Source organism: Pseudoalteromonas sp. SR43-5 (assembly GCF_014163835.1).
Taxonomy (GTDB): domain Bacteria; phylum Pseudomonadota; class Gammaproteobacteria; order Enterobacterales; family Alteromonadaceae; genus Pseudoalteromonas; species Pseudoalteromonas distincta.
The window spans coordinates 22792-47067 of the sequence record NZ_JACJEA010000022.1; the positions used below are offsets into that span (position 1 = coordinate 22792).

The window sequence follows — 24276 nt, forward strand, 5'->3', positions numbered from 1 at the left end:
AATAAATATAGTTTATGAAAGCAAAAAAAAAAGCTAGCACAGTAAAAAGGCTCATAATAAATAATCATTATGAGCCTTAAAATTATTAAGCAGGTTAAAGTGTTAACGACTTTACTTGCTGTTTAGTAGATTTAACCTTCGAAATCACTATCGTTATGGCGCTCTGCCATTTGATCTTCTTCAGGGCCCCATGTGCGATTTACGCGGCGGCCGCGCTTTACAGCAGGGCGATCAGCAACTTGTTTTGCCCAACGAACAACATGAGTGTATGAGGCAACATCTAAAAATTCAGCTGCATCATATAAGTCGCCTAAAACAAGCGAGCCATACCAAGGCCAAATTGCAATATCGGCAATTGAGTATTCATCACCCGCCATGTATTCATTTTCGCTTAAATGACGATTTAACACGTCAAGTTGGCGTTTAGTTTCCATGGTAAAACGATCAATAGGGTATTGCATTTTACTTGGTGCGTAACTATAAAAGTGACCAAACCCACCACCTAAGTATGGCGCTGATCCCATTTGCCAAAATAGCCAGTTACGACACTGCGTTTTAGCTTTTAAATCCTTAGGGATGAGTACATCAAATTTTTCAGCCAAATATTGTAAAATAGAACCCGATTCAAAAACGCGAGTAGGTGGGGTAGTTGAATGATCCATTAGCGCTGGGATTTTTGAGTTTGGATTAATATCAACAAAGTCAGATCCAAACTGATCGCCATCACCTATGTTTATTAAATATGCGTCATAGTCTGCATCGGTGCAACCAAGCTGTAAAAGCTCTTCAAACATGATTGTAGCTTTTTGGCCATTTGGTGTAGCAAGAGAATAAAGCTGAAATGCGTGCTCACCAATAGGTAGGGTTTTGTCATGAGTCGCGCCTGCAATTGGGCGGTTAATGCTGGCAAATTTACCGCCACTTTCACTTTCCCACGTCCATACTTTTGGTGGCGTGTATTCGTTTTGATCACTCATAAATAACCTCAATGTTAAATGGAAATGTTTAATACTTACTCATAAATGTGGCCATAAAAAATTAATTAAAGGCCCTAAATATTTAATTTACCGACCTTTTAATTTATCGGCTTTTGCTAATCTATAACCTAAAAACAACCCGCTTAGCGCTCCAAATAAATGGCTTTCAAACGATACATGATAGCGCTGAGGTAAAACACCCCATATAAAACCGCTATAAAGTATAGCCACTACAACTGCAATTATAATTGATTTTAATGAGCGTCTTACTAAGCCGTAGCATAGAATAAAGCCCCATAAACCATATATAACACCGCTTAAACCAACATGTATGTTACTGCGCCCAAATGCCCAAACTAAAAGTCCACCGATTAGAGCGGTAAAAATAAATACGTTATAAAAACGTTTTACGCTGTACTGGCAAATTAGCCAACTTAATACTACAAATGGGATCATATTACTGGCAAAGTGCCACCAGCTACCATGTAAAAAAGGTGCGCATAGTATGCCAATTAATCCTTGGATACTGCGTGGATATATACCTAAACCATTAATATTTATGCCAGGTAGACTATTGATCACCTGTAGTACGAAGCAAATAACAACAATACTAAATATTGCGAAACGGGTACTTGTTAGTAATGACAGTGTGGTTGGCTTGGTTGCCATATAATCGCCCTAATTGACTTTAAGAGTTGCCAGTATAGGAATTGTATTTGCTAATGAAAAGCAATTAAAAAAGCACAGCATTAAATGCTGTGCTTAATTTTAATTATTACTCACTATTAACCTAATTTAGTTAATAGTTTTTTTGCAGTTAGTTCAGAGCTTGCTGGGTTTTGGCCGGTAATTACTAAACCGTCTTCTAGTGCTAATACACCCCAGTCGTCAGTTTTTTGATAATCGCCACCTTTTTTAATTAGCTCGTCTTCAACTAAAAATGGCACGATATCGGTAAGTTGCACTGCAGCTTCTTCAGAGTTAGTAAAACCAGTTACTTTTTTACCCGCTACTAGTGCATTGCCATCGGCATCTTTAACATTTAAAAATGCAGCACTTGCATGACATACCGCAGCAACAGGTTTTTGCTCTTTTACAAAGCTTTCGATAAGAGAGATTGAATCTGTGTTATCAACTAAGTCCCATAATGGACCGTGACCGCCTGGGTAAAATACAGCGTCAAAATCGCTAGATTTTACTTCACTCAACACTTTAGTGTTTGCCATTAATGTTTGCGCCGCGCTATCGGCGTCGTAACGTTTTGTTGCATCTGTTTGAAAATCGGCAAGTGTACTTGTCGGATCAATGGGTGGTTGGCCGCCAGCTGGAGACGCTAATGTTACTTCAACGCCTGCATCAACGAAGGCGTAATAAGGGGCTGCAAATTCTTCTACCCAAAAACCTGTTTTTTCGCCAGTGTTACCAAGTTCTGCGTGAGATGTAAGAACCATAAGTACTTTTTTAGACATTGAATATATTCCTTCTGATGATTTGAATTAGTTTATCTTGCTTACCAATTACTATATGCACTAACACTGCTTTAAACAACGATGATAAATTTAACTTTATTGGTTTAATAATTGATACAATAAAAAGGTTGAATGTAAAACACACTACGGAGCATTTATGAAAGTGTCGTTTGAGCAGTTAAAGAGCATGGTTGTATTTGCACAAATTGTAGAGCAGGGCAGCTTAACCGCTGCTGCCAAACAGCTAGGGCTTACGCGAGCAGTTGCAAGTTATCATTTAAAAAAATTAGAAACGCAGCTTGAAGTTACTTTACTAAATCGCTCAACCCGTACCATGGCGCTCACTGAAGCAGGCATCGCTTATTATGAGCGTTGTAGAATAATTACCGAACAAGCTAATGCGGCTAATCAGCAAATAGAAAATATAAAGAGCGAGCCACAAGGTTTACTTAAAATTAGTTGCCCAGTAAATGTGGGAATGCAGTTAATTGTGCCTGCAATAAATACGTTTAAGCGCCAATACCCTAAAATTCAAATAGACTTACAGCTTACTGACGATGTGGTTGATATTATTAAAAATGGGTTTGATTTTGCAATTAGGGGCGTGGCACTGAGTGACTCCAACTTGCAGGCAACCAAGCTGACTACAATGAGCACTTGTATTTGTGGCGCGCCGGAATACTTTGCACATTTTGGTAAACCTAAAACGCCTTTAGAGCTAGCAGAGCACCAATGGGTCGTTTATCAATTGGGCAGTAAAACATTAACACTTCAAAAAGATGGCAAAAAACACGATATTACAATGCAAGGCGCCTTAAGCACCAATAATGCCGCTGCTCGTACTGCTTTTGTTGAAGCAGGGCATGGCATTGGGCGTATTCCGCTTTACGATGCGTGGCCAAAAGTGCAAGCTGGACTGCTTGAAATAATATTAGATGATTATAAAAGCAAAGATATTGAGCTTTACGGGGTATTTCCGCCAGGGGCTGCGGGCTCTAAAAAGCTACGATTGTTTATTGATTACTTAAAAGCATACTTTGTAAAACAGCATACCGCTTTAGGTATGCTGAAAAGTACTTAATGAGTAGTTTTTACAGCATTTATAAAGTTCGGCTAAATAATGCCACCGCTTGTTGATACATATTTATCGCAAGGGCTGCATCGTATCGCTCACCTTCATCACGCATAAAGGCATGCTGTGCGTTAACTTCCTGCCACTGGTAATTGATGCCTGTGCTTACGCATTGCTGGTATATTTTAGCGCGGCCTTCTTTTGGCACATGCGGGTCTTGTTTGCCCCATATAAAGTGAATTTCGCCTTGTATATCAGCCATACGCTCGAATGAGTTATTTCCAGGTTGCGCAGGTAATGTATTGCTGTGAATATCAGTTGCGTATAAACAAAAAGCCGCATTAATTTCAGGATTTAGTGCCGCTCTGTAAGCTAAGTGACCGCCAATACATACGCCCATTGCGCCGACGGAGCCTGTGCAATAGCTTTGTAATCTAATGAAGTCGATCATAGTTTGTGTGTCACTGTCGTGGTGCTCAAGTGGCTTTGCCCACTTGTCGGCATTGCCTTTGTCTTTACCTGTATCATCATAAGCAAGCACAGTGCCTATAGGGTTTAACTCATGAAACACTTCAGGCACTAACACTACAAAGCCATGGCTTGCTAAAATAGCTGCGCTGCGTGCGATGGGGGCAGTTTGCTGAAATATTTCAGAATAAAAAATGATAGCAGGGAACTGTCCTTGCGCTTGAGGGCGATATACAGTTGTTCGCATTAAACCTGTCGGTGTTGGCAAGTCAGCATTATGTTGTTGGATTATCATAAAAAGCGCTCAGTAAAATAAAATTATATATGCTGATATGGTAACTGAGCGCGATAAAATATACGACTTTTGTCGTTGAGTATTTATACCAACCTGCATAAATCTTTGATCAATTTAACGAATTAAATTTCACTACAACGTCGTTAAAAATTTTTTGTTTAGAACAACTAGATAAAAAAATTTTTGCCTAGTTCTAGGGCCTATTGACCTTTCAGGATTAAAATTTGTTCAATCTAGGGGGCATTTAATCGCGGCGCGAGGTTTGTAACCTAGTGGGCTAAGTAAAAACCGAGTAACAAAGAGTAAATAGCCCCTAGGCAGAACCCTTTGGGCAGCGCCTGTTTGGCATTTATGCTACGTTATCGCCTATTTATGGGGAATAACCACACTACATAGGCTCTGCCTTGCCTAAATACCAAACAGTCTGATGCAAATTTAACCTCGAAAGATAAACAGGCCCTAGCGTAATTTTCTTAACGTTAAATAGACCCCATATATAAGCAGATTGGTATTAAATACTTGCAGGCATTTTATTACAACTGGCGTAGTAACTTACCGTAGCCGGCCAATCTGAAAAAATACCCATTACCCCCACGTCCTTTGCGAGTACGTCGACTACTGTCATCATGTCGCCATCGTTATCTATAACATCAGCAATTGATTGATAGTAATAACCTCCACCTTCATTAAGCGGGCCCGAGCGCTCAAGGCTCCATGCAATAAGCTTTAAACCTGCTGCTTTTGCGTCAATAGCGTATTGCGATGGCACAATATTACTTTCGTTATCTATTGTTAGCATCATCCAAATTGGAGGAGCTAAAATTTTCACCCCATCAGCCACTAACTCATCCATACCCGGTTGCCATGTTTGTGGGTTACTTGGATCAAATCCGGCTTCACTGTCACGTCCATCTAGGTATACGCTTTTATCTGCAAAGTCAGGGTTATTGTTAATCCAGTATTTTACGTCTTCAAGGTTAAATGATTGCGGATAAACTTTTGAGGCTGGCACACCCATTTGCGTGTACTCGTCTAGCATTTTTTGCGCATATTGTTCTTGTGTCATTCCATCAAATGGCATACTTACTTGTGGCGATTTTAGCTCTGGTGTCATTTTTACACCTAGCTCATTAAACAGTGCAATGCTTTGTTTATGGGTCATCAATGTGCCGTTGGTGGCATATAAATCAGTGCGCCAACTTGGTGTGCCATCCATGTAATCGGCTACGGTCGTTGCATTAGTGTTTGCACCATCCATTTTACCTTCAAGGGTTAAAAACTCCGCTAAGCTTATATCGCTGGTACAACATTTTGCAGAAGCGGCAATACCATTAGCAGGGTCGGCTGGTGTAAATGGCACACTGCATTTAGCTGCAAGTTCAGGAATGGCTAAAATATTAGTTGTGGTATGCAAATCGCATTGAGAGTGGCGACAAACAAGCTCTTTGTCGTTTGTAAATGTAACATCGCATTCAACAATACCAGCGCCCATTCTCGCTGCCGCAATGTAGGCTTCTTTAGTGTGTTCGGGGTATTGCATTGATGCACCGCGATGACCAATGGAAAAATCGGTGCGGTAAAAAGGACCTTCGCTGCATGACTCTAATTTTGTTTTTAGTGTGCTTTGAGCCATATCGTTAATTAAATAGTCAGGGCGAGTCCCTAGCTGAATATTTACTCCTTCAGCAACCTCTACAACAATGGGCGTAGGTACTTCAACAATTTCCACTTCGGTGTTGGTAACAACCACTTCTTTTTCTACTATTTCTACATCGTCGTCGCAGCCTGCAAGTGTGGCTAACAATATACAGCTTGTAAGTAAGGTAATACGTTTCATTGTTTATCCTTAAAAAAGTAAAATTTGTACTACCTTAATGATTATTAATGACAATTTTGCTACAAGCTTATTAATTTACTTTTTTATTAAGCATTTGATTGACCAATAATGCACCTAACATTATAGCAGCCCCAATACTTAACCGAACTATATCGGCATCTCTGTTCCAGATCAGCACGTTAATTATAATCCCAGCTGGAATAAGCAAGTTATTCATAACTGCCAAAGCACCTACGTTGACAAGGGTTGCGCCTTTATTCCACATAAAGTAACCAAGTCCTGATGCAACCAACCCTAAATAAATTAGTATGCCCCACTGTGTGAAAGTGGTTGGTAATTTGTTTGAGTTACCAAATAATGCATAGCAAATTGTGGCAATAATAAGTGCGCCTATAAAAAACCATCCAAATACGGCTTTGTCATCAAGCTGATTGTTATTCATTAAGCGTTTGTAGGTAACTTGGCCTACAGCAAAACTTATATTCGCCCCTTGAACGATTAATAAGCCGATTATGAAATCGCTATTTAGGTTTTCGTAACGAATAGTAATTGCACCGATTACAGCAATAAGTGCGACTATAAAAAAGCGTGGGTTAAAGCGTCTGTTCAATACATCATTTAGCAGGGTAATGTACAAAGGAGTCATTACAGTAAATAGCAGCACTTCGGGAACGGTTAAAAATAAAAATGAGTGGTAGTAAAAGCTATACATAACACCAAGTTGTATAGCGCCAATCAGCATAAGCTTTAAGGCTAAAGGTTTAGGCGTTTGTTTGAGCTTTAAAAAAGGTAAAAAAATCAGTGTTGCCAGTGCTATGCGTATTAATACGCTAAACCAAGCGTCAACTTGGCCTGCTAAATACACACCAATTAAACTAAACGAAAACGCCCAAAGCAAAGTGACTGCAAATAAGTACTGCATAACCATCATCTTTTAATAAATATTGAGCTAAGTTTATCTGTTATATGTGAGGGTATAAACAATAAAAGCCCGCAAGCGGGCTTTTATAAAAGTGAGCTTAATAAATTAAGTTATTTACTCAACTAAACCACGGCGCTTAAGTAATGCGTCGGTAGTTGGTTTTTGACCTCTAAACTCAATGTAGCTTTGCATTAAGTCGCGGCTGTTACCTTTAGATAGGATTTCTTTACGGAACTTATCACCATTTTTACGTGTTAAGCCGCCGTTGTTTTCCATGTGTGCAAAGGCATCGGCTGCAAATACTTCAGTCCATAGGTATGCGTAGTAACCCGCAGAGTAACCACCGGCAAATGTATGGCTAAAGTAGTTTGATTTATAGCGCGGTGGTACAGGGTAGTAATCAATACCGTGTGCTTTTAGCGCATCGCTTTCAAACTTTTGAACATCAGTAATTTTTTTATCTGAGCCAAACGAGTGCCATTCCATATCAAGTAAAGCAGCTGCTAAATATTCAGTGGTACCAAAACCTTGGTTGAATTTTTGCGATGCAAGTACTTTATCAAGTAAAGCTTGTGGAATTGGCTCACCTGTTTTGTAGTGTTTGGCGTAGTTAGCAAGTACCGTAGGTTCAATCATCCAATCTTCATTCGCTTGCGACGGAAACTCAACAAAGTCACGCGCTGTAGCAGTACCTGCTAAGCTTGGGTATTTAACGTCAGAGAATAAACCGTGCGCCGCATGACCAAACTCATGGAACATAGTTGACACTTCGTCAAACGTCATTAACGTTGGCTCGCCTGCAGCAGGTTTTGGAATGTTTTGGGCATTGTAAATTACAGGTTTAGTGCCTTTTAAGCCGCTTTGACTTACGTAAGCGCTCATCCATGCACCGCCACGCTTACCTTCACGTGCGTATGGGTCTAGGTAAAATAAACCGATGGCGCTGCCGTCAGCGTTGAATACTTCGTAGGCTGTAACATCTTCATGATAAACCGGTAAATCTTTACGCTCTTTAAATGTAATACCGTATAGCTTGTTCATTGCAAAGAATAAACCATCGTGAATTACAGAATCCATTTCAAAGTAAGGCTTAACAAGGGCAGGATCTAAGTCGTACTTTTCAGCACGTACTTTTTCTGCGTAAAAAGCCCAATCCCATGGCTTAAGCTCAAAGCTTTCACCTGAATCGCTAATTACTTTTTGAATAGCAGCTGCTTCAATTTTAGCTTTTTCAACTGCTTTTGGTGCTAGGTCATCTAAAATGCCGTACACGTTGTCAGTTGTTTGTGCCATACGCGAAGTCATTACATACGATGCCCAATCTTTAAACCCTAGTAGCTCTGCTTTTTGAGCGCGGAGGTTTGTTTCTTCAATAATAATTGGGCCGTTAGTTTTTGCTGCACGGTTAGCAGAGGCTTTAAATATTTGCTCACGAAGGTCGCGGTTTTCAAGGCTTGATAAAATTGGCTGTTGGGTCGTATTTACCAGCGTGATCATGTAGCCGTCTTTACCTGCTTTTTTAGCAGCGGCCGCAAGACCTGCAATTTCACCTTCAGAAAGGCCAGCAAGTTTAGATTTATCGGTAACGACAATGACATCTTCTTTAAACGATTTTAAAATGTTTTGAGAAAACGCAGTAGAAAGCTCTGCAAGTTGTGAGTTGATTTCACGCATTTTTGCTTTTTCAGCGTCATTTAATTTAGCGCCTGCTTTTACAAATTGCTTATAGTAAAAATCCACAAGGCGTTGATCTTCAGCATTAAGCGAGTCTTTGTTGTCGTAAATAGTTTGTACGCGCTTGAATAATGCACCATTTAAGTAAATGTCGTCAGAGTGAGCAGATAATACCGGCGCCATTTTTTTACTTATACGTTGGTATTCGTCATCAGAAATCAAACCTGAAAGGTTATAAAAAGCAGCTGATACACGGTTTAGTAGCTCGCCAGACATTTCCATTTCAACTAATGTATTTTTAAAAGTTGCAGGAGCTGGGTTGTTAGCAATAGCTTGTATTTGCGCAGTATGCTGAGCAATACCAGCATCAAAGCCGGCTTCGTAGTCTTTTGTACCAAACTTATCAAACTCAGGTGCCATGTATTGTAATGGGCTTGGTTTGAATAAAACATTGTTTGCGTTCATGTCTTGCACTTGTGCTGCGCTCTCTTTTGCCATGTCTTGAGGTTCGTTTGAAGAACAAGCCGATAGGATTAGGGCACTAGCAATAGTAGTGGCGATCAGGGTTTTACGCATAATAACTCCATAAAAAGATTAGCCGAAATAGGCTTTGCGAGTCGAAAACCTAGTTAACTTATCAAATTTGTGGGTTTATACAATAAAGTTTATCGGTATTAAGGGGGATTTGAACGCAAATTAGCTAATAATTAGTATTAAGGTGGGTAAAAGTAGCTCTAAAATCAAACGTTAAAGCTACTTAAACATACGATTGTGTGTTTAATAGAGGGTTAGTTATAACCTAAAACAAATTTTTTCTCTGAGCCAAAGCTATTAGATTGCTGCCCAAACTCTTTATTAATAGTTGCTAGAGTTTGCTCTTGTTCGGCGAGCAAGCACAAAACCTTATTTCGGTAATCTAGGCTGCTTTCAAACAATTTTAAATCTACCTGCGGCTGCAAAGTAGCGAGTCTTTGATTTAGAGTAAGTTGTGTCATATGTGATCTCCAGTGCTTGTACACTATTTATATAGCACTCGGTGCAATAAAGAGTTAATAAATTGTTTATAAAATTCATATTGAACTTATTAACTTGGCGTTTTAGTTATATTATGACGTGCTAAGCTTAGCGAAAACTGAACCACACTTATTTTTAGTGAACAAATAACAATCAAAAAAGATATTGGGAACACTTATGACCCTCGAACAAATTAATCAATACTTAGCCTTTGTAATATTCACTTATAACGATGTGAATATTACGGTAGCAAAAGTAATTCAAGTGCCACTTATATTGTTTGCTATGTGGTTTGTAGTCACACGTATTGGCAAGCTTATTAAAAAAACATTACTCGCTAAAAAAATAAGCCAAGACGCAGTGCATTTGTTTACTCGAATTTACTTTATTTTAAGTATCGCAATTTTAATTTTTACATCGCTTGAAGTGCTCAGCATCCCGCTTACGGCATTTGCTTTTGTATCCGGTGCGATTGCTATTGGTGTAGGTTTTGGTGCACAAAACATTATTAATAACTTTATCAGCGGTTGGATATTGATGTGGGAACGTCCAATTCGCATTGGTGACTTTTTAGAGGTAGGTAACGCAAAGGGCGTAGTTGAAACTATTAATACGCGTTCTACACGTATTCGCCGAAATGACGGCGTACATATGCTTATACCTAATTCTCAATTGCTCGAAAATACAGTAACAAACTGGACGCTGATAGATGGTAATGCACGCTCATCGGTCAGTGTCGGCGTTGCGTATGGTTCAGACGTTATACTGGTTAAAAAGCTTATCCAGCAAGTGCTTGATGATCATGATGCAATATTGGTTAATCCAAAGTCATCAGTGTTATTTGATGACTTTGCAGATAGCTCGCTTGTATTTAATGCTATTTTTTGGGTATGCGCCGAGTCTGAAACCATGCTTAGAAAAGTGCGCAGTGATATTCGTTTTAGTATTTATGCTGTATTTGAAGAGCATGATGTAGTGATTGCGTTTCCACAGCGCGATATTCATATAGATGGTGAAATTGCTTTTAAAAGGTCGTAGTTCTAATAAAAAAAGTCGCTTGCGGGTGACTTTTTTATGAGTAACCACAACGTTTCTATTTTGGGTTAATATGTAAAGCAATCCATTTTTCCTACTTTACTTCGCGATCTTCAATAAAGGACATATGTCCTCATTATTAGGTTTTTGCATCTAAATATTGATAAAAACACGTAATCTTGTAGTTAAATGTTGCAAAAAAGTTTCCATTTATGTTCATATTTATGCAGTAAAATTATTACACAATGGTATAATCTTAATCGTTCGTTCAGCCTTGTTACTCCGTTTTGTACTCTCGGTGATGAGGTCCGCGCGCCATATAGCAAGTCGCGAAAAATTGTACGAGCCCGCAATGAATACATTGCGCAACACAAAAAACCGTTGAACAAGAGTGCATACTAAAGGTTAATACCCGACATGAAATCATTAAAGAAATCTGCAATAGCGACAATTATTAACGCTGCACTACTATCTGCTGCTGGCACATCTATTTCAGCATTCGCCGCTGAAGAAGAAACGGCTAAAAAAAGCAATCAACTAGAAGTTATTCAAGTTACCGCCCGTAAACGCGTAGAAAATGCACAAGAAGTACCTGTAGCTGTATCTGCATTACAAGGTGATAACCTTGATGCATATAGCTCTGCAGGTATGGATATTCGCTTTTTAAATGCGAAAATTCCAAGTTTATCTATTGAGTCTTCATTTGGTCGTTCATTCCCACGCTTTTACGTTCGTGGTTTAGGTAATACCGATTTCGATTTGAATGCATCACAACCAGTATCACTTGTTGTTGATGAAGTAGTTCAAGAAAATGCAATTTTAAAAGGTTTCCCAGTATTTGATGTTGAACGCGTAGAAGTATTACGTGGTCCTCAAGGAACGCTATTTGGCCGTAACACGCCAGCTGGCCTTGTTAAGTTTGATACTGTTAAACCAAGCCAAGAATTTGATGGTTATGGCTCTGTTTCATACGGTAGCCGTGGTGCTGTAGATACAAGTGGTGCTGTAGGTGGTGCTTTAACTGACCGTTTATCTGCTCGTGTTTCATTATTATGGCAAGACAAAGACGATTACATTGATAACCAAGCTCCAGGCTTTGAAGCTAAAGATGAGCAAGGTGGTTACACTGAAAAAGCGGCACGCGTTCAGTTTTTATATGAAGGCGATGATTTTACTGCTTTATTAAACTATCACACACGTGACTTAGATGGCTCACCAATTGCCTTTCGTGCAAATGTAATTAAAGCGGGTACTAATGAGCTAGTAGATAACTACGAAAATGATGTTGTTTATCAAGATGCGGCATCTCGCTCTACTCAACAAGTAGAATCGGAAGGTGCAAGCTTAAAGCTTGAGTGGGAACTTGAAAACCACACAATCACTTCTATTTCTGCATGGGAAAGTGCTGAAATTTATTCTCGCGCTGACGTCGACGGCGGTTATGGTTGTGGTTTTTGTGGACAAGATAATGGTCCAGGTTTTGTCCCATTTGAGGCTGAAAGTGCCGATGGTATTCCAGATCACGACCAGTTAACGCAAGAACTACGTTTATCTAGTAACTTTGATGGTGATTTAAATTATCAAGTAGGTGTATTTTACTTTGATGAAGAGCTGACAATTGAAAACTTTAATTACAACACCGCTGATAATGGTGTATTAAACGGTTATGTTGAGCAGCAACAAGATACAACAGCATGGGCAGTATTTGGCTCTGTAGATTATGTCGTATCTGATGATTTAAAAGTAACAGCGGGACTTCGTTATTCAGATGATGACAAAGATTTTGTAGCTGATCGTACACTTAGCCCAATTGGCGCTGGTCCAAAAAGTATTCCTGAAAGCGTAAGCGATAGCCATGTAAGTTGGGATTTCTCTGCAAACTACAAAGTAAACGATGAAGTTAACTGGTACGGACGTGTAGCAAACACATTCCGTGCACCAAGCTTACAAGGGCGTATTTTGTTCAGTGAAGAAGTAACAACAGCTGAATCAGAAACAGTAACATCGTACGAAACGGGTATTAAATCAGACGTGTTAGACGGACAAGGTCGCGTTAATGCAACTGTGTTCTACTACACAATGAGCGATCAACAATTGACTGCTGTAGGTGGTGAAACTAATTCTAGTCGCTTAATCAATGCAGACAAAACAACGGGCTACGGCTTCGAGCTAGACACACAGTGGGTACTAAGTGATGAGTTTAATGCAACATTTAACTTAAGCTACAATAAAACCGAAATAAAAGATGACAGTATATCAATACCAGTACCTGATCGTGACACATTAAACGTGACTGATCCAATTAATAATTTAGGCTTTGCAATACTTGATGGTAATAGCTTACCGCATGCTCCTGAGTGGATCTCTAACTTTACGCTTCGCTACACTAAAGAACTTGCCGATGGTAATTTCTTCGCAAGCGGTGATATTTCTTATCGTAGCAAAATCAATATGTTCCTTTACGAATCAGTAGAGTTTGAAGGTAAAGAGCTTATTGAAACAGGTCTTCGTACAGGTTACACATGGTCTGAAGGCGATTACGAATACGAAGTTGCTGCGTTTGTTCGTAACTTATTTGACGAGCAACAAGTTATTGGCGCTGTAGATTTCAATAACAATACAGGTATTGTTAACGAAGAGCGTTATGTTGGTGCTGAATTTAAAGTTAACTTCTTCTAGAGATAACCTTAAATTATATTAATTTTTAAAAGCCTGCCTTGTGCAGGCTTTTATGTTTTTATAAAGCTGGTAAAGTAGCGTTAATTAATTTAAAGAGATAAAAAGATGGCTGGATTTTGGAATTACCGTGTAATTTTTTGTGAAGCAACGAAAGACGAAGCAGCGCAATATCAAATACATGAAGTAGAATATAACCTAAATGGTAAAGTAACTAACTGGTCAGAAACTGGCGCAGCCCCTTTTGGAACAACCTTAGATGAGTTGAAAGATGACTCTGAGCGTTTAAAAACTGCATTTGATAAACCAGTACTTAAAGTTGTACGTAAAACGCGTGGCTACGAGCTTGTTGATGTTGAAACGGGTGAGGAAGCAACGGGTGAGCCGCCAGCAGGCTTAACGCAATAACTGTATTTATATAAAAGGTGCTTAAGGCGCCTTTTTTATTGTCAAAATTTAGCTCAAGTTAAATAAGGAATGAGGATGACTTTAAAAGCAATATTATTTGATATGGATGGCACATTAGTTGATTCAGAAAGCATGCACTTTGTATCCTGGAGTAAATTACTTAAACCCTACGGTGTTAGTTATTTAGAAAATGATTTTTGTCAGCGCTTTTCGGGACGGCCAACTTTAGAAGCCGCAATTGAAATTAAGCAAGAGCATAACTTATCGGTAAGTGCACAGTTTTTAGCAGATGAAAAATACCGTTTATTTGGTGAATATGTAGTAACACATTTACCTCCACTGATGCCATTTACAGAGCAAACATTGAAAGCTGTAAAAGCGAGTGGCTTAAAAATGGCGCTAGTAACAGGCAGTGCTAAAAGTGAAGCTATGCCCATACTGAAAGGCTTAGGGTTTTATGAGCTGTTTGATACGGTGGTTACAAAAGATGATGTAACTAATCCTAAACCTGCAGGGGATCCGTATTTACTGGCACTTGAGCAGATAAATATACAACCTGGCAATGCAATTGCTGTTGAGGATACTTACACAGGGGTAACAGCTGCTAATAATGCTTTGTTACGTGTGATAGCCATTGCCAATAGCCATACTAAAGATCACGACTTTAGCCAAGCTACCTATCAAATGAGCAACTTAGATGAGTTTTGGCAATGGGCGCAATCTCAACTATAGTTTAAGCCAACTTTTACGTGCTTGGATGCGCCAATGTTTACTATTAAACACCTGCTTTTAATTGTTATTGTACTTTTTACGCAATGCATAAGTGCAGCACAACCGTCTGTTTTACTTGCTAAAGTATATGACGAAACGAAGCATTATGATGTAAGTAAATATTTAGTCAGTGAAAAATATGATGGCGTAAGAGCTATCTGGACCGGCACGGAGTTTGTCACTCGTAAGGGTAATATTATCAATGCGCCAAGTTGGTTTACAGCGCCATTGCCAAATGTATGGCTTGATGGTGAGCTGTGGACTAAACGTGAGCACTTTTCTGCGCTTAGTGGCATAGTCAGAACTAAAAAACCTAATAATCATGATTGGCAAACTATTACTTATAAAGTATTTGATATGCCAGATAAAAATCTGCCTTTTAGCACTCGCTATAAAAACTATAATGAGCTTATTACTAGCCTAAACTCGCCGCACATTAGTGCTGTAGTTCAATATAGCTTTACAAATAATGAGCAACTTACAGAGTATTTTGAGAACATAACTAAGCAGGGCGGCGAGGGCGTAATGCTTCATTTGGCTAGCGTGAAGCACAGCAATGGAAGAAGTAATGCATTACTAAAATTAAAACCTTATTTAGATGCAGAAGCGGTTGTAATTGCGCACTTACCAGGCAAAGGTAAATATCAAGGTATGTTAGGGGCATTAAGGGTAAAAACAGCGCAGGGGCAGGTATTTTCTATTGGTACTGGGTTTAATGATGCACAGCGCTCCATACCACCGGAGATTGGTAGTACTGTAACGTACCGATTTCATGGCTTAACAAAAAATGGGTTACCGCGTTTTGCCAGTTTTTTACGGGTCAGAGATAGTTTATAACATTTATAAATTTTACAAAGTGTGCTAAATTGCGCGGCCTTTTTGGTAATGTGTGGTGAAGTATGTTTGTAGGTTTTGATTACGGTAGTTCTAATTGTGCTATGGGTGTAATGAGCGAGGGTAATGTTCAATTAGTACCGCTAGAGCAAGGAAAACATTACTTACCGTCTACACTTTACACTCATCACAGCGCGTTGGTTGTTGATTTTGTTGCTAAGCATTTACATGGCACAGCCCATGAGCATGACTTTTTAACGCAGCGCCAAGCATTATTAAATATCTTACCTCGTATTAAGTCAGACCTTGATTTACAACCTTCAGATGAAACCCTATTTATTGGTCGTGAAGCGATTAGCGAGTACGTGCAGTTTCCTGAAGAAGGCTATTTTGTTAAGTCTCCTAAATCATTTTTTGGTGCAACAGGTTTAAAGCAAGGTCAAATTAACTTTTTTGAAGATATCGCAACCGCGATGATCTTAAAAATTAAGCAACGCGCTGAGCTCTCTTTAGGTAAAACACTTACACAAACAGTAATTGGTCGCCCAGTAAACTTTCAAGCTGTGGGTGGTGAGCAATCAAATCAACAAGCGGTCGGTATTTTAGAGCGTGCTGCTAAACGTGCTGGTTTTAAAGACGTAGAGTTTTTATATGAGCCACTTGCTGCGGGTATCGATTACGAGAGTGATTTAACTCAGGATCAAAAAGTACTCGTTATTGATATTGGTGGTGGTACAAGTGACTGCTCATTTGTACAAATGGGCCCAAGCTTTAGAGGAAATAGCCAGCGCGATAGCGATTTTTTATCTCACAGTGGTAAACGTGTTGGCGGAAACGATTTAGATATTGCTTTGAGCTTTCATGGTTTAATGCCGTTATTGGGTTTAGGTAGTACGTTTAAATCGGGTTTGCCTTTGCCTAATCAAGCGTTTTGGCAAGCGTGTAAAATTAACGATGTAAACTTACAAAGCCAATTTTATAGTGAAAGCCATACCCGAGAGCTAAACGCACAATTACGTGATGTAAGTGCACCTGAGCTTTATAAACGTTTAATACATTTACAGCAAAACAAGCAAGGCCATCAGTTAGTGCAACAAGGTGAAGCGGCTAAAATAGCACTTTCGTCTGCTAGTGTGTTTGATTGTGATTTAAGTTTTTTAGATAGTGGGCTGAATAAAAATGTATCTGTAAGAGATTTAGCTGTTGCCGTTGAGAGTAGTATTAGCCAAATAGTTACTTTAGCAAAACAAGCAATCAGCGACGCTGCGACCACGCCAGACATTATTTACTTAACAGGCGGTAGTGCACAGTCACCATTGATTAAAGCGGCTTTAAGTGAGCACTTAGGCGATATAAAGATGGTTAACGGAGATCACTTTGGTAGTGTAACCGCTGGCCTGACTAAATGGGCCAGCATGCTTTATAAATAACCTAGATTACAATTGAGGTTTAAAGATCTATTTGTCGGGTTGCGAGGTATTTTTCGTAATCTGGCAATGTGCGTTCAAGCTCTACGTCCATAAGCGGTGAGCTTAATAACATATCTGCACTCACTTCATTACACGCCACCGGAATATTCCAAACAGCTGCTAAACGCAGCAGCGCTTTAACATCAGGGTCATGAGGCTGTGATGCTAATGGGTCCCAAAAAAATATTAAAACATGTATCTCATGTTCTGCTATTTTAGCGCCAAGTTGTTGATCGCCGCCCATAGGACCACTTAAAAGCTGAACTACATCAAGCCCCGTAGTTTTTTGAATTAAATGCCCCGTAGTACCTGTGCCATATAAAGTGTGCTTACTTAGTATTTCTTTGTGCTTTTCACACCATAATTTTAGTGCTGCTTTTTTACCATCGTGTGCCACTAAAGCAATATTTTTTTGTGCGGGAAGAGATTGTGTTTTTTGTTCCATGCTAATTCTTTTTATTAGTTAACCACTGTTTTGGTTAGTTAAAATAATAGATTGATAGCAAGGGCAATAAATACAATGCCGGTGATTCTATCAATCCAAAGTTGGCTATTTGGGTTACGTCTAAAAAACTGTGCAATTTTGTCGCCAAAATAAATATACGTGCAGTCAATCGGAAAAGCAAAAAGAGGGTAAAGTAAGCCAAAAAAAGCGAGCTGAAAAGTAGCCGATGAAAGCGTTGGATCAACAAATTGCGGAATAAATGCAATAAAGAATAATGCTACTTTAGGGTTTAGTACTTCAGTCATCATGGCCTGAAACATGACATTACTTTTTTTACTGGTACTTATATGCGGTTTATCGGTTTGCTTGTCATCAGATGTCGGCTCTGGCTGATTTAGCGTGCCTTTAATCATCATAAACCCTAAATAGCATAAGTATGCTGCGCCTGCGTATTGCACTGCTGCATAGGCACTAGGGGAAGCTTTTAGGACTGCGCTTAGGCCTACAACAGCAAATAGCGTATGAACAACCCCACCTAATGCAAAACCAAAAGCACTTTGCATACCAGCACTTCGACCATTAGCAAATGTTTGCGCCATCAAAAATGCATTTGATGGCCCAGGCGCTACTGCCATTAAAAAGCTGGCTAATAAAAATGAGACTAGAAAGTCAGGATTGATCATTGAGTACTTTTAGCCGGGTGTAAAGTATGTGCTTTTTTGCTCATTAAAATAAGCCAAAGCGGAACTAGCAATAATAAGTGAAAAGCAATCAACCACGGTGTGCTTAGCCCTAAATATTGGGTTAAAACAACAAGTATACTCGCGCCACTCATTTGCATAGCACCGAGTAATGCAGAGGCTGTGCCTGCTTGTTTAGGAAAGCTAGACAGAGACATTCCTGCAGCAGAGCCTAAACTTAAAGCAAACCCTAATGCAGCAATTAAGATAGGTAGCATAAGCGCAAATGCCGTTTCTATACCGCTAAGGGCTAGCATTAAAATGCCTGAGAAAACCAGTACACTCACACCGACACGCAAAGCACGTTGGCTATTTCGTTTAATGTAGGTAGGTAAAATAAAACTTGCGACAATACTTATTACGGCATTTAACGTAAACCAAAAAGTAAAGTCGGCTACGGTACCCCCTAAATGTGTAATAAGCCAGCCTGGTGCGAGCGTTACATACACTAATATGGCCGACATTGAGACCATACAAATTAGGCTATTAAACAAAAATACCGGTGTTTTAATAATCGGTGTAAAGCGACGTAAATCTAAAATATGGCCCTGATAATGGCTATCAGCAGGACGAGTTTCTCTAAAAAAGAATAGGGTAACAATAAGGCCCAAAATAGCAAACGCGGTTAAAAACATAAAGTTCATACGCCAGCCAAACTGTACGGTAAGCCAAGCCCCTAAAATAGGTGCCATTGCCGGAATAAAGCACACAATCCCGTTAAGGTAGGTAATCATTTGTCCGCTTCGTTCACTGCCATATTTATCACGCACTATCGCAAATGCGACAACAAATGTGGCACAGGCTCCAAATCCCTGAAAAGCACGTGCTATTAGTAATATCTCAAAAGAAGGCGAGTAGTATGCGAGTAATGCAGAGCTTGCATATAAACTAATGCCCACTATAGCCACTGGCTTTCGGCCAAATTTATCAGCTAAAGGACCTGCAATTAATTGGCCTAAACCCACTGTTAGCATAAAAATAGCAACGGTTTGCTGTACTTGCTGTTCAGTAACTGCAAATTGTTCTGCAATAGTTGGAAAAGCAGGTAGGTAAATATCGATTGCCATAGGGCAAAATATAACGAGTAACGCTAAGATAAGTAACAAAGTCATATTAGGTTTAGCGGGCTGTGTTTGCATTGAGTCTCCTTTTGTCGCGTATTTTAGGTGGGCACTCATAAAAAAGAAAGGGCTTATGACCCCTGCATAGGTCGTCATTCTTACTTTTTGATTGGATTAAGCGAAAAAGCCAGCATAAATGCACTTTTTAAAACTGGTCTGATGTGTTAATTTTAAAAAAGTAACTGTTGATGGAAAATAATAATGAGTAATAAATCTGCACTTGTACAAACATGGCATAAATTTAAGCGCCTACCTTTTGGGAATTGGCTTTTTACTAAAGCTGTTTGCTTTAAAGCGCCATATTTTGGTTCGATGAAACCTTACGTACTCGATTTGAGAGAGGGCCATTGTAGTGCGGTGGTTAAAAACCGCCGAAGCGTTCATAATCATATTGGAACTATTCATGCTATTGCGCAGTGTAACTTAGCTGAATTGTGTGCAGGTGTAATGGTTGATGCAACAGTGCCAGTTAAAACGCATCGTTGGATCCCAAAAGGGATGACAGTTAGGTATTTGGCTAAAGTAGATACAGATGTACGAGCAGTCGCTGAAATTGATTTACCACATAAGTGGATTGATAAAGAAGACTTAGTAGTACCGGTTAAACTGTATAATACCCGCAATGAGCTTGTTTTCACTGCAGATATTACTATGTACATTACTGAGAAAAATTAATTTACGTAAAGCTAATTTGACTTAGCTTTTATCAGCGGCTTGTTTATTTACAAATGATAAGTCGCTGCCATCTTCTTTCAATAATGCTTTAACTTCTTTTGCGGGTTTTAGTTCTTTCGAAATTAGTTCCGGCTCTTCTTTTTCAAAGCGTTGCTTTAAACTGCCTTCAATTACTGCGCCTGCATCAATACTCAATGTATCGTGAAATACATCGCCATGAACATGAGCGCCACTTTGTACTTTTACTTCACTGGCATTAATTGACCCAATAACTTTACCTTTAACAATAACGCTTTTAGCTTCAACAATACCTTCAACAACTCCCGCTGAGCCAATAACTAAATGCTCCACTTTTATGTCACCATCAATACGGCCATCAAGCTGTACTTCACCTTGGCTAACTAAAGTGCCTGTAAGGCGTACGTCTTCAGAAATAATAGACGGTGTGTGATTCACTCTTTTTAAATTAGAGCTAACTGTTTTTTGTTTTTTTCTACCAAACACGAGAAAGCGCCTTTGTTATTTTTAGAGGATTGACTTGTTTACCATTAAGTAATACTTCGTAGTGTAAATGCGTGCCTGTGCTTCGGCCGGTGCTGCCCATTAGGCCGATTACATCATGTTTAGTGATTGATTGACCTTTCTTTACTTTAATTTTATTTAAGTGTCCAAATCGAGTCACTAAGCCATTTTTATGTTCAAGCTCAATAAAGTTACCATAACCACCATTACGACCGGCACGAAGCACTACAGCGTCTGCTGGAGCGAATATTTCGGTTTTATGCCAACCGGCTAAATCAATTCCTTTATGAAAGGCATGATTACTATTCATGGGATCTTTTCTAAGGCCAAAATTACTCGAAATATAGTATTTAGCTTTAGCTAAAGGCAGGGTATTTGGTAGCTCAGTTAAAAAGTTTTCTAAATTATTTAATATTAATAACTTATCAACGATGGCTAAAAAGTGGCTCGGAATTTTTGTTTCGTTAAATGTATCAAGTGGGCCACCTTGTGCGGTTGTTTGGTCGCTTAATATTAAATGTTGCTCAAGCGCAGACTCAATTCCTGCGCCTTTAACCATAGCTAAAATGGCTTGGTGACGTTCACTAATTTGGTTATCTAAATAGGTAAAGCTTTGCTCATATTGATTATTTAAGTTGGCCACTCTTGTTGCGAATGTGATTGGAGCGATTAACTGTGCTTGTTTACCTTTTTGATTTTCATCGACTAATGGCTCATGAAATTCATTGCCATTTTCATTAATAGGTACATCAAGTTCTGTATCAAGCTTAATAACGTCTTTGCTAATTGAAGCAGGAAGGGATTCTATCATGCTTTGCAGTAGCGCCTGCTTTTGCTCAAGAATTGCAAGTTGCTCTAACTGCGTTGCTTGAAGGGCTTGTTGCTCACTGACTTTTTGTTGCCACAGCGTTTGCTCGGTTATTTGATTTTGTTTTATGTCAGAGATTTTATTTGTTTGTGTATAAACACGAAAGCTCGAAATACTCAGCCAAGTAAAAGTGACTAAAATAAGCAACGCTACAAGAAGTTGAAACCAAGAGGCTAAAACAACATGCTTAACTTCGCCATTTTGACGAATAAGTAGCTGACGAGCAGGGAAAAATTTATGATAAAAAGACTTTATAAATACTGACATGGCATATAAACACTGGCTATTAACCGAATTAAGATAGCAATTTGAGTTAAAAAAGCTAGAAAAAAATTGTAACTGTTCAAAAATTAATAAAAAAGGGCTGCTTTTAGTAAGCAGCCCTTTTAATAAATTTTTTAATATGCGTATTATTTTGCCGGCAGTACAGTACTCTCTACAGAGCCAAAACCTATACGTGCATAGCCTTCTTTTTCACACCAGCCACGCATAATAACGTTATCGCCATCTTCTAAAAAGCTGCGTTGTTCGCCATTACTTAGCGTAATTTTTTCTTTACCGCCACGAGAAAGCTCAAGTAATGAACCTGCTTCTTCGTGCGTTGGACCTGACTGAGTGCCCGAACCTAGCATGTCACCTGGCATAAAGTTACAGCCATTTACTGTGTGATGAGTAACCATTTGTGCCACAGTCCAGTAAGAGTGCTTAAAGCTCGATGTTGATACGCGCGTTGGGTTATGGCCTTCGCTACGCATTTTTTGCGTTTGAATTCTAACATCCATTTGAATATCAAAAGCACCTTGGTCGCGATTCGCTTTTGATTCTAAATAGTCCATAGGCTGTGGATCGTTTTCATCACGTGTCCAGCTTGTTCTATAAGGTGCTAATGCTTCGGTTGTTACAATCCAAGGCGATACAGTTGAGGCAAAGTTTTTAGCTAAAAATGGACCAAGCGGTTGATATTCCCACGCTTGCAAGTCACGTGCTGACCAATCGTTAAATACACAAAAGCCAAATACGTGGTTTTCAGCATTTTCGATAGCGATTGCATCGCCCAGTGCATTGCCTTTACCTAAGTAAATACCCAGCTCTAGTTCGTAATCAAGGCGTTTACAAGGACCGAATGATGGCACTTCTGCGTCTGGCGCTTTGGTTTGACCTTTAGGGCGATGAAATGTTTGACCCGATACGTCAATAGATGAAGAGCGACCATGATAACCAATAGGTACCCATTTATAGTTAGGTAATAATGGGTTGTCAGGGCGAAATAAACTACCCACAGCTGTAGCGTGATAAATAGAAGTGTAAAAGTCGGTGTAATCACCGATGCGACAAGGCAAAGAAAACTCTATATCGGATTGTGCAACAAGCGTATCGCTAAGCGCTTGTTGGTGCTCAGAGCCTGCTCGTAGTGCTTTTGAAAGCGCTAAACGAAGTGCTGACCAATACTGCCCCCCTAAACCCATAAATGTATTTAGAGTTGCTTCACTTGCTGCATCTGCGGCTGTTTTAGCGTCACCTGTTAAAACGTTTAATTTATTTAGTTTTGCTAAATCGATTACTTGGTCACCAATTGCAACACCACCACGAAAGGCCTCATCAGACCCTTTACGACGAAATTCTGCAAACGGTAAGTTTTGAATCGGGAAGTCGCAATTATCAACATTAGCTGATTCTACCCAGCTGGTTAAATTAATATCGTGGGTTTCGTTAATTAGGCTCATTACATTTCCTTTGGATTTTACTGTATGGCGACAAGGTATAGTTTATTTAATCATACTTGTACTTGGCGCCATACTTTTTAAATATTAAAACGACAAAAAGCAGCGAAGTTCGCTGCTTTTAATTTACTCAAATATTTTATAAAACGCCGCGACGCTCTTGGTCACGTTCGATTGATTCAAATAATGCTTGGAAGTTACCTTCACCAAAGCCACCATCATCAACGCGTTGGATCATTTCTATAAAGATTGGACCAAATAAGTTTTTAGAGAAAATTTGTAATAAATAACAATTTTCACTTTGGCTATCTACGAGTATCTGATGCTCACGAATTTTTTCTTTATCTTCAGCAACCCAAGGTACACGGTCAAAAATAGTATCGTAGTACTCTGGGATAATATCTAAAGTGGCAATTGTTGATTTATCAAGCTTATCAAGAGAGCTTACTAAGTCATCTGTTAAAAACGCTAAATGTTGAACGCCTGGGCCGTTGTACTCACCAAGGTATTCATCAATTTGGTTGTTATCGTTACCTTTACCTTCGTTTATTGGAATAGAGAAGGTGCCGCATGGCGATTTAAGTGCATACGAAATAAGCGCTGTTTTTTGACCTTTAATGTCAAAGTAGCGTACTTCAGTAAAACCAAATACGTCTTTATAAAAGTTAGCCCATTTTTCCATGGTGCCTTTATAAACGTTATTGGTTAAATGATCGATTCGGATAAAGCCTTTATCTTCTACAACATTTTGCGTTTCTAAGTCTTCAAAATCACTTTCGTAAATAGTGCCTTTGTCGCCAAATTGTTCAATAAAGTAAATTAGGCTGTCGCCAATACCATAGATCGCAGGGTAAGGCATATTTTTATGCGTTGAGTCGGTCGCTGGTTTTGCACCACGTTCTACAGCTGTTTCAAATGCTTTTTGCGCATTCTCAACACGCCAACCCATTGAACAAATAGCAGGGCCATGGCTTTTAGCAAATTCTGCAGAAAAACCTTCACGCTCGTTATTCAGTAAAAAGTGAATGTCGTTTTGGTTGTAATAAACAATGTCTTTACCTTTGAATTTTTTAAGCTTAGAGAAGCCAAAATCAGTAAATACTTTATCCATATAATCAGCATCAGGTGTTGCGTACTCGGTAAACTCAATACCGACTAAACCCAAATAGTTATTTACTTCACTCATTATTATTACTCCCGCAATTAAGCACTGCGATTATGTGTTGTTGTCATATTGCAGTAGATAATCAACCAGATTTTTAA

Annotated in this window: 23 protein-coding genes; 8 read left to right on the forward strand and 15 right to left on the reverse strand. The window is 39.2% G+C overall.

Translation table 11 applies throughout. From position 1 onward, the window contains the following. Nucleotides 1-131 precede the first annotated feature (131 nt). From yghU to H5090_RS13850, 3 genes are all read right to left on the reverse strand, one after another. Nucleotides 132-977 carry a glutathione-dependent disulfide-bond oxidoreductase gene (gene yghU, locus H5090_RS13840; RefSeq protein ID WP_024597039.1) on the reverse strand — a complete coding sequence of 282 codons (846 nt, stop codon included), beginning with the start codon at nucleotides 975-977 and terminating at the stop codon, nucleotides 132-134. A gap of 87 nt (nucleotides 978-1064) precedes the next feature. After that, nucleotides 1065-1646 (reverse strand): rhomboid family intramembrane serine protease, encoded by a 582-nt coding sequence (locus tag H5090_RS13845; RefSeq protein ID WP_182692844.1) that lies wholly within the window; start codon nucleotides 1644-1646, stop codon nucleotides 1065-1067. 116 nt (nucleotides 1647-1762) lie between these two features. Beyond that, nucleotides 1763-2446 carry a type 1 glutamine amidotransferase domain-containing protein gene (locus H5090_RS13850; RefSeq protein WP_182695990.1) on the reverse strand — a complete coding sequence of 228 codons (684 nt, stop codon included), beginning with the start codon at nucleotides 2444-2446 and terminating at the stop codon, nucleotides 1763-1765. 157 nt (nucleotides 2447-2603) lie between these two features. Between H5090_RS13850 and H5090_RS13855 the strand changes: the two genes are divergently transcribed. Next, on the forward strand, nucleotides 2604-3527 hold the full coding sequence (locus H5090_RS13855; protein ID WP_024597041.1) for a LysR family transcriptional regulator: 924 nt from the start codon (nucleotides 2604-2606) through the stop codon (nucleotides 3525-3527). A 19-nt stretch (nucleotides 3528-3546) separates the two neighbouring features. Here H5090_RS13855 and H5090_RS13860 read toward each other — a convergent pair whose 3' ends face one another. From H5090_RS13860 to H5090_RS13880, 5 genes are all read right to left on the reverse strand, one after another. Next, a complete protein-coding gene (locus tag H5090_RS13860; RefSeq protein ID WP_024597042.1) occupies nucleotides 3547-4281 on the reverse strand; it encodes a dienelactone hydrolase family protein in 735 nt (244 codons plus the stop codon). A gap of 511 nt (nucleotides 4282-4792) precedes the next feature. After that, a complete protein-coding gene (locus tag H5090_RS13865; protein WP_182695991.1) occupies nucleotides 4793-6118 on the reverse strand; it encodes a glycerophosphodiester phosphodiesterase family protein in 1326 nt (441 codons plus the stop codon). Nucleotides 6119-6188: 70 nt separating this feature from the next. After that, the gene (locus H5090_RS13870) at nucleotides 6189-7040 is read right to left on the reverse strand and encodes a carboxylate/amino acid/amine transporter (protein WP_024597044.1); all 852 of its coding nucleotides are present in this window, start codon (nucleotides 7038-7040) and stop codon (nucleotides 6189-6191) included. 114 nt (nucleotides 7041-7154) lie between these two features. Beyond that, complete coding sequence (locus H5090_RS13875; RefSeq protein ID WP_182695992.1) at nucleotides 7155-9290, reverse strand: M3 family metallopeptidase; 2136 nt, start codon at nucleotides 9288-9290, stop codon at nucleotides 7155-7157. A 212-nt stretch (nucleotides 9291-9502) separates the two neighbouring features. Then, nucleotides 9503-9709 carry a hypothetical protein gene (locus H5090_RS13880; protein ID WP_002958182.1) on the reverse strand — a complete coding sequence of 69 codons (207 nt, stop codon included), beginning with the start codon at nucleotides 9707-9709 and terminating at the stop codon, nucleotides 9503-9505. A 196-nt stretch (nucleotides 9710-9905) separates the two neighbouring features. On the opposite strand from H5090_RS13880, the gene H5090_RS13885 reads away from it, so the two are divergent. The 6 genes from H5090_RS13885 to yegD all read left to right on the forward strand — a co-directional run bounded on the left by H5090_RS13885 (nucleotide 9906) and on the right by yegD (nucleotide 16882). Next, the gene (locus H5090_RS13885) at nucleotides 9906-10766 is read left to right on the forward strand and encodes a mechanosensitive ion channel family protein (protein ID WP_002958183.1); all 861 of its coding nucleotides are present in this window, start codon (nucleotides 9906-9908) and stop codon (nucleotides 10764-10766) included. 414 nt (nucleotides 10767-11180) lie between these two features. Next, nucleotides 11181-13442 carry a TonB-dependent receptor gene (locus tag H5090_RS13890; RefSeq protein WP_182695993.1) on the forward strand — a complete coding sequence of 754 codons (2262 nt, stop codon included), beginning with the start codon at nucleotides 11181-11183 and terminating at the stop codon, nucleotides 13440-13442. Between the two features lie 105 nt (nucleotides 13443-13547). Then, the gene (locus tag H5090_RS13895; RefSeq protein ID WP_002958185.1) at nucleotides 13548-13847 is read left to right on the forward strand and encodes a hypothetical protein; all 300 of its coding nucleotides are present in this window, start codon (nucleotides 13548-13550) and stop codon (nucleotides 13845-13847) included. A 75-nt stretch (nucleotides 13848-13922) separates the two neighbouring features. Next, nucleotides 13923-14579 carry an HAD family phosphatase gene (locus H5090_RS13900; RefSeq protein WP_182695994.1) on the forward strand — a complete coding sequence of 219 codons (657 nt, stop codon included), beginning with the start codon at nucleotides 13923-13925 and terminating at the stop codon, nucleotides 14577-14579. A 33-nt stretch (nucleotides 14580-14612) separates the two neighbouring features. Continuing rightward, on the forward strand, nucleotides 14613-15455 hold the full coding sequence (locus H5090_RS13905; protein ID WP_182695995.1) for a DNA ligase: 843 nt from the start codon (nucleotides 14613-14615) through the stop codon (nucleotides 15453-15455). A gap of 62 nt (nucleotides 15456-15517) precedes the next feature. Next, on the forward strand, nucleotides 15518-16882 hold the full coding sequence (yegD, locus tag H5090_RS13910) for a molecular chaperone (RefSeq protein ID WP_182695996.1): 1365 nt from the start codon (nucleotides 15518-15520) through the stop codon (nucleotides 16880-16882). A gap of 19 nt (nucleotides 16883-16901) precedes the next feature. On the opposite strand, the gene H5090_RS13915 is transcribed toward yegD, so the two are convergent. The 3 genes from H5090_RS13915 to H5090_RS13925 are packed head-to-tail and all read right to left on the reverse strand — an operon-like array spanning nucleotide 16902 to nucleotide 19245. Continuing rightward, nucleotides 16902-17366: a methylglyoxal synthase gene (locus H5090_RS13915; protein WP_002958191.1), complete on the reverse strand. Its 465-nt coding sequence runs from the start codon at nucleotides 17364-17366 to the stop codon at nucleotides 16902-16904. 38 nt (nucleotides 17367-17404) lie between these two features. Then, nucleotides 17405-18049, reverse strand: a complete 645-nt coding sequence (locus tag H5090_RS13920; protein WP_182695997.1) for a LysE family translocator — start codon at nucleotides 18047-18049, stop codon at nucleotides 17405-17407. After that, nucleotides 18046-19245: a multidrug effflux MFS transporter gene (locus H5090_RS13925; RefSeq protein WP_182693549.1), complete on the reverse strand. Its 1200-nt coding sequence runs from the start codon at nucleotides 19243-19245 to the stop codon at nucleotides 18046-18048. Before H5090_RS13925 ends, H5090_RS13920 begins: the two co-directional genes overlap by 4 nt. 183 nt (nucleotides 19246-19428) lie before the next feature. Here H5090_RS13925 and H5090_RS13930 point away from each other — a divergent pair, with 183 nt between their 5' ends. After that, nucleotides 19429-19902 carry a hotdog fold domain-containing protein gene (locus H5090_RS13930; RefSeq protein WP_024595671.1) on the forward strand — a complete coding sequence of 158 codons (474 nt, stop codon included), beginning with the start codon at nucleotides 19429-19431 and terminating at the stop codon, nucleotides 19900-19902. Nucleotides 19903-19923: 21 nt separating this feature from the next. Here the strand turns inward: H5090_RS13930 and H5090_RS13935 are convergent, their stop codons facing one another. The 4 genes from H5090_RS13935 to hppD all read right to left on the reverse strand — a co-directional run bounded on the left by H5090_RS13935 (nucleotide 19924) and on the right by hppD (nucleotide 24199). Beyond that, nucleotides 19924-20406 carry a polymer-forming cytoskeletal protein gene (locus H5090_RS13935; protein WP_002958196.1) on the reverse strand — a complete coding sequence of 161 codons (483 nt, stop codon included), beginning with the start codon at nucleotides 20404-20406 and terminating at the stop codon, nucleotides 19924-19926. Then, nucleotides 20396-21559 (reverse strand): M23 family metallopeptidase, encoded by a 1164-nt coding sequence (locus H5090_RS13940; protein WP_182695998.1) that lies wholly within the window; start codon nucleotides 21557-21559, stop codon nucleotides 20396-20398. Before H5090_RS13940 ends, H5090_RS13935 begins: the two co-directional genes overlap by 11 nt. Nucleotides 21560-21702: 143 nt before the next feature. Beyond that, nucleotides 21703-23016, reverse strand: a complete 1314-nt coding sequence (gene fahA / locus H5090_RS13945; protein ID WP_182695999.1) for a fumarylacetoacetase — start codon at nucleotides 23014-23016, stop codon at nucleotides 21703-21705. A 136-nt stretch (nucleotides 23017-23152) separates the two neighbouring features. Further along, the gene (gene hppD, locus H5090_RS13950) at nucleotides 23153-24199 is read right to left on the reverse strand and encodes a 4-hydroxyphenylpyruvate dioxygenase (protein ID WP_002958202.1); all 1047 of its coding nucleotides are present in this window, start codon (nucleotides 24197-24199) and stop codon (nucleotides 23153-23155) included. Nucleotides 24200-24276 lie beyond the last annotated feature (77 nt).

Coding starts and splice junctions, on each gene's coding strand:
- H5090_RS13855 (WP_024597041.1), top strand. CDS start 2,604: ATGAAAGTGTCGTTTGAGCAGTTAAAGAGCATGGTTGTATTTGCACAA.
- H5090_RS13885 (WP_002958183.1), top strand. CDS start 9,906: ATGACCCTCGAACAAATTAATCAATACTTAGCCTTTGTAATATTCACT.
- H5090_RS13920 (WP_182695997.1), bottom strand. CDS start 18,049: ATGATCAATCCTGACTTTCTAGTCTCATTTTTATTAGCCAGCTTTTTA.
- H5090_RS13905 (WP_182695995.1), top strand. CDS start 14,613: ATGTTTACTATTAAACACCTGCTTTTAATTGTTATTGTACTTTTTACG.
- yghU (WP_024597039.1), bottom strand. CDS start 977: ATGAGTGATCAAAACGAATACACGCCACCAAAAGTATGGACGTGGGAA.
- H5090_RS13880 (WP_002958182.1), bottom strand. CDS start 9,709: ATGACACAACTTACTCTAAATCAAAGACTCGCTACTTTGCAGCCGCAG.
- H5090_RS13925 (WP_182693549.1), bottom strand. CDS start 19,245: ATGCAAACACAGCCCGCTAAACCTAATATGACTTTGTTACTTATCTTA.
- hppD (WP_002958202.1), bottom strand. CDS start 24,199: ATGAGTGAAGTAAATAACTATTTGGGTTTAGTCGGTATTGAGTTTACC.
- H5090_RS13930 (WP_024595671.1), top strand. CDS start 19,429: ATGAGTAATAAATCTGCACTTGTACAAACATGGCATAAATTTAAGCGC.
- H5090_RS13850 (WP_182695990.1), bottom strand. CDS start 2,446: ATGTCTAAAAAAGTACTTATGGTTCTTACATCTCACGCAGAACTTGGT.
- H5090_RS13860 (WP_024597042.1), bottom strand. CDS start 4,281: ATGATAATCCAACAACATAATGCTGACTTGCCAACACCGACAGGTTTA.
- H5090_RS13915 (WP_002958191.1), bottom strand. CDS start 17,366: ATGGAACAAAAAACACAATCTCTTCCCGCACAAAAAAATATTGCTTTA.
- H5090_RS13865 (WP_182695991.1), bottom strand. CDS start 6,118: ATGAAACGTATTACCTTACTTACAAGCTGTATATTGTTAGCCACACTT.
- H5090_RS13940 (WP_182695998.1), bottom strand. CDS start 21,559: ATGTCAGTATTTATAAAGTCTTTTTATCATAAATTTTTCCCTGCTCGT.
- H5090_RS13895 (WP_002958185.1), top strand. CDS start 13,548: ATGGCTGGATTTTGGAATTACCGTGTAATTTTTTGTGAAGCAACGAAA.
- fahA (WP_182695999.1), bottom strand. CDS start 23,016: ATGAGCCTAATTAACGAAACCCACGATATTAATTTAACCAGCTGGGTA.
- yegD (WP_182695996.1), top strand. CDS start 15,518: ATGTTTGTAGGTTTTGATTACGGTAGTTCTAATTGTGCTATGGGTGTA.
- H5090_RS13900 (WP_182695994.1), top strand. CDS start 13,923: ATGACTTTAAAAGCAATATTATTTGATATGGATGGCACATTAGTTGAT.
- H5090_RS13870 (WP_024597044.1), bottom strand. CDS start 7,040: ATGCAGTACTTATTTGCAGTCACTTTGCTTTGGGCGTTTTCGTTTAGT.
- H5090_RS13845 (WP_182692844.1), bottom strand. CDS start 1,646: ATGGCAACCAAGCCAACCACACTGTCATTACTAACAAGTACCCGTTTC.
- H5090_RS13890 (WP_182695993.1), top strand. CDS start 11,181: ATGAAATCATTAAAGAAATCTGCAATAGCGACAATTATTAACGCTGCA.
- H5090_RS13875 (WP_182695992.1), bottom strand. CDS start 9,290: ATGCGTAAAACCCTGATCGCCACTACTATTGCTAGTGCCCTAATCCTA.